At 75.4% G+C, this 4,785-nt stretch carries 4 protein-coding genes and 1 pseudogene; all 5 read right to left on the bottom strand.

Annotation, left to right across the window (positions count from 1 at the left end):
• The coding region (locus Mrose_RS17805) for a type II and III secretion system protein (protein ID WP_245970017.1) at nt 1-732 on the bottom strand (732 nt) is incomplete at its 3' end.
• Nucleotides 733-843: 111 nt separating this feature from the next.
• Nucleotides 844-924 (bottom strand): annotated as a pseudogene (locus tag Mrose_RS19545) (hypothetical protein); the annotation flags it as partial.
• 1,089 nt (nt 925-2,013) lie between these two features.
• Nucleotides 2,014-2,844, bottom strand: coding sequence for a hypothetical protein (locus Mrose_RS17800; protein WP_147371720.1), 831 nt, complete (start codon nt 2,842-2,844; stop codon nt 2,014-2,016).
• Nucleotides 2,804-3,346, bottom strand: coding sequence for a type 4a pilus biogenesis protein PilO (gene pilO / locus Mrose_RS19065; protein ID WP_182482902.1), 543 nt, complete (start codon nt 3,344-3,346; stop codon nt 2,804-2,806). The genes Mrose_RS17800 and pilO overlap by 41 nt, the downstream gene beginning before the upstream one ends.
• On the bottom strand, nt 3,336-4,785 hold a 1,450-nt coding region (locus tag Mrose_RS19060; protein WP_119280545.1), incomplete at its 5' end, for a hypothetical protein. The genes pilO and Mrose_RS19060, both read right to left, overlap by 11 nt.

Genomic DNA, 4,785 nt, shown 5'->3' with positions numbered 1-4,785 from the left:
CTGTTGCGGCGGGAGCGCTACGCGACGAGCTGGGTCGCCAGCGTGGAGGGGGCCTATTCCGCCCTGAGCCAGGCCGAGCCCGACCTGCTGATCCTCGACGTGATGCTCCCCGAGGGCGAGGACGCGGCTGACGGCGGTGACGACGATCAGCAGGTGGTTCTGGCTCACGCTCTTGCTGGTCTGGCCGAACAGCCCGCCAATGAGGGGGAGGTCCATGAGCAGGGGCACCCCGCTGCGCGACTCCTGCTCGCTCGAGGAGATCACGCCCCCCAGCACCGCGCTGTGGCCGGAGGCAAGGAGCACGTTGGAGGTCAGCTGCTGCTTGGGGATGACCGTGGCGTTGTTGGGCCCGCTGGAGGGGGCGCTGCCGAGGTTGATGCTCACGGCCAGCTGGATCTTGTCGCCGGGGATCACGGCGGGAGTGAGCTTGAGCTCGAGGCCGAACTCCACGCTCTGCAGCCCGGTGGTGGCGGTGCCGCCGTTCGAGCCCGAGGAGGACAGCGGGATCAGCAAGCTGCCGCCGGAGAGCAGGTTCACGCTCTCGCCGCTGCTGACGGTGAAGCGGCTGTCGATGAGCGAGCGGCTCTTACCCGCGCTCTGCAGCGCCTTGAGGGTCGCATCGAGCTTGAGCAGCTGGGTCTTGCCCACCTCCATACCCAGCCCGGCCGTGCCGCTGCCGGGGTCGGCCTTGAGGCTGAAGGGGCCCAGCGCCGCCTCCAGGGCCACGCGCACGTCCTCCCCCTGGCCGCTGGTGATCTGCTCGACGCGCACCTGCAGGTCCACCTGGGGGACGGGCCGGTCCAGCTCGCCCACCAGCCGCTCGATGGCCGCCACCGCCGCCGCCGGGCCCCGCAGCAGCACGGTGTTGGTGCGCTCGTCGGCGGCCAGGAGCACCTCCTTCGATTCCGGCAGCAGCTTGGCCACCAGATCGAGCACCCCCTTGGCCTTGGCGTAGCCCAGCGGCAACGCCCGCTCCACGGGGGCGGCGGGGGCCGGGGACGGCAGGACGGGCGGCCTCCAGCTGGCGCACGAAGTCCTGCGCCTCCGCCGCCAGGGCCCGCGGCAGCTGCACCATCACCACCTTGAGGGCCTCGAGGTGGGTGACCTTGGCCTCCTTGAAGCGCAGGCCCAGCGCCTGGGCCAGCGACGCGCCCGCGTCGGGCGCCGCGAAGAGGAGCACCGCCTCCTGCTCCTGGGGGGCGTCCTGCTTCCGGGGATCCGGCTCGGGCTTAGGCTCGGGCCGGGGACCGTCCTGCGGGGGCACGGGCGCGGCCCGTCCCGCCAGAGGACTCGCCGCCGCCTCCTGCGGCGGGAGGCCGCCGGGCCCGGCGGCCTCCGCCAGCGCCGCCAGCAGGGCCGCGAGCTGCTGGTGCTGGGACTCGGTGGCCTCGACCACCAGGGCGCGGGGCTGGGTGAGCACGAAGACCCTGCTCTGCGGCAGCAGGCCCTGGGCCAGGGGCGCCAGGGTCTGCGGGTCGTCCACCGGGTAGACCGCCACCCGCCGCGCCGCCTCTCGGTGTACCGGCGCCAGCCGGTCCCGAAGGGGATCGTCCTCCGGGCGCGCGGGGCTCGCCCCGTCCCGGAGGGAATCCGCCGCAGTGGGCGGGGTCGCGGCCGGTGGCGTCGCCGGGGCGGGGGCCTGGGCACCCTGGGGCTGGGGCTTGGGCCCCTGAGCCGCGGCGAAGGCCTCGAGCTCGGCCCTGGGCGCGACGACGATGAGCCCGCTGGGGAGCACCTTGTAGTCGAGGTTGCGGGCCGCACCCATGAACAGCCCCTCCCACACCTGGCGGAAGGGCTTGGACTTGACGTCGAGGGTCACTTTGGCCTGCAGCTCGGGCGCCTGGGCCACCACCACCGACAGGCCTGCACTCCTGGCGAGGATTCTTATAGCATCTCCAAGGCTGACGCCGGCCCGCACCTCCACGCTGACCGGCACGTCAAAGGCCTTTCCCGGCGGCAAGCTCCCGGCCAGGGCCAGCGAGCCCGCCAGAACGCACAGCCACACGTAGCGCTTCATGGCGACACCTCCAGATACGCCCGCTCCTTGCCGCGGGCCAGCTCCACCCGGCCGGGCTCCACGCGCACCAGCCGCACGCCCGCCTCCAGCTCCTCCCCGGCGCGCCACAGCCCGCTCCCCCCGTCCTTGGAGAGCAGCACCGAGGCCTCCTGGCCCAGCGAGACCGCCTCCAGCCGCCAGCCCGCGCGCACGAGGTAGCGTTGGAGCGTCTCGGGCTGGGGCCGGGGTTGGGGCTGAGCGACCGGGGACGGGGGAACAGGCAGGGCGGGCAGCTCCAGGCGCGGCGCGGGGGCCACCGGGACCTCCCGGTGCACGGCGGCAGAGCCGCCGTCCCGAAGGGGATCGTCCGCCCGCACAGCCCCCGGAGAGCCCGACGAGCCCACCCCGGCGATGCGCGCGTAGGCGCGGAAGGGGTCGGCCCCCGGCTCAGGGAGGGGACTCGCCGCCGCCTCCCGGTGTACCGGCGTCAGCCGGTCCCGAGGGGGATCGTCCAGCTGGTGCGGGCGATCAGCGGCTGGGGCCTGCGCCGGCAGCGCCTGCACGGTGGGCAGTGGCTGGGCCGCGGCGTGCACGGAGTCCGCTTCTTGCTGTGCGGGCATCACCGCCTGCGGGGGCTCCTGCGGGGCCGGTACCCGCAGCGCCCAGAGCCCCGCCAGCAGCAGCAGGGCCGCCAGGACCGCTCCGGGCACGACCGCCGGCGTGCGGCCCGCCCGTCCCGAGGGGGGGCGCACGAACGGGGGCCGGGTGAGCCGCTCGCGGACCCGCCCCAGCGCCAGGGCCCAGCGCTTAATCACCGGCGTAGTACGCTTCCAGGACCATCTGCGCACGGACCTTCCCCTCCTTCTCGTCGCTCAGGGCAAATTTCACGTCCTTGAGGATATTCAGCCGCCCGCCACCCTGCAGCGCGTTCATGAGAGCGAGGACCCGCTCGAAGGGGCCGGTCAGCTCCAGCGGGGTCGTCACCTTGGGGAAGGCCCCGTCCTGGCCGAGCGTGGGGCTGAGCGGCCCGACCTCCACGCCCCAGCGCTGGGCGAGGTCGCCCACAACCCCCAGCAAGCCCGCGTAGTCCTCGCGCGCCGGCAGCCGGGCGCGCTCCTGCTCCCAGCGCGCCTGAAGCTCGCCCAGCCGCCGCTCCAGGCCCCGGTTGGCCTCCGCCAGCGCCTCGAGGCGGGCCACCTCGGCCCGCGCCCGCAGCAGCTCCTGCCGCGCCTCCACCAGGCGCCCGGCCTGCCAGGAGAGCAGCCCCACGGCTAGCAGCAGCGCCCCGCCCAGCGCCAGCGCCTGGGCCGCGCCCGGCCGGCTCCCCTTCCGCGCGGGCTTAGTCGCCATGCTCCACCTCCTGGGGGCCCGCCGCGGGGCCGGCGTCGCGCCGCTGCTCCAGGGTCAGAACGAAAGCCCAGGCCGCCCCGCGCCGCTCCACGCGCACCAGCCGCACCGTGCGGCCCTCCCCCTCCCAGCGGCGCAGGAAGGCCTCGAGGTCCTCCCGCGTGGCCGCCACCCCCTCCAGCGAGTAGCGGTAGGCGTCCCTGTCCGGCAGCACCGCCAGCCGCGCCAGCCCCGCGCGCAGGCCCTCTCCGCCGCGGGGCAGCTCGCGCAGCAGCGGCTCGAGCTCCTCCCCCCAGTCCACCGGGCGCAGCGCCTCCAGCGCCGCCAGCCGCTGCTGCAGGGCCTTGACGCTGGCCTCCAGCGCCCGCTGGCGCCCTTCCTCCGGGGCCAGCCGCGCGGCCTCGGCCCGCAGCGCGGCGACGCGCTGGCCCAGCAGCTGGCCGTAGGCCCAGCCCCCCGCCAGCAGCGCCGCGCTCACCCCCAGCCCAACGAGCAGCGCCGGGCGCAGCCGCCCGGACCAGTCCACCTTCTCCCCCGCCAGGGGGAAGCGGCTCACCCGCTCCCCCACCGCGCCCAGCAGGGGGCTGTAGAGCGCCTCCGGGGCCAGATCAGCTCCCTCGGCTCCCTCTAGCCCCAGCCGCTTGACGGCGAAGAAGCTGCCGAAGCTCTCCAGCAGCCCCTGGTACAGCCCCTCGTGCAGCGCGCCTGAGCCCGCCAGGAGCAGCGCGCTCAGGCGCTGCTCCTGCGCGGCCTTGACCAGCTCGACAGGCCCGCCCTCCTGCGCCACCGCCAGCAGGGTCTCCTCCACCGCCGCCGCGATCGCCGCCAGGACCTCCGCCGCCTCGAGGCGGCCGGGGTCGTCGAGCAGCAACCGCAGCAAGCCCGCCTCCCCCCGCAGCACCTGCACCCAGGGGTCGAGCAGGGCCACCAGCGTGCGCGCGCGCACCAACCTGTCCCCCCACAGCACCGCCAGGCTGCTGGCCGACGGCTCGAGGTGCAGCAGGATCCATAGCCCCTCGCGCGGGGCGCGCTGGGCGTGGCGCACGGCCAGCGCCACCCCGTGCTGCTCCACGTCCCACAGCCGCAGCCCGCACTCCTCGGCCAGCCGGCCCAAAAGCTTGAAGGTCGGCTCGTAGACCTTGCCCAGCAGGGCCTGGCCCCCCACCGCCTCCGGCAGGCTGATCCGGGGGACGAAGGCCTCGGTGCGGGCTGGAGGCAGCGCCTCCACCTCGCGCTCCAGCGCCTTCATCAGCAGCTCCCCCTCGAGGCTGGGCGTGCGCGTCAGGCGCAGGCTCATCAGCTCGGGAGGCAGCACCCACACCAGGTCGCCGCGCCCGCGGAAGCCCAGCTCGGCCAGCAGCGCCTTGAGGGCCTGGCCCACCGCGCGCGGCTCGAGCAGCTCCCCCCCGCGCAGCCAGCCCTCCTCCAGCGCCCGCCAGCCC

This window comes from Calidithermus roseus, from assembly GCF_003574095.1.
GTDB classification, from domain to species: Bacteria; Deinococcota; Deinococci; order Deinococcales; family Thermaceae; genus Calidithermus; species Calidithermus roseus.
The sequence above is the reverse complement of the archived record's forward strand: the minus strand, read 5'-3'. Positions and strand labels throughout refer to the sequence as shown.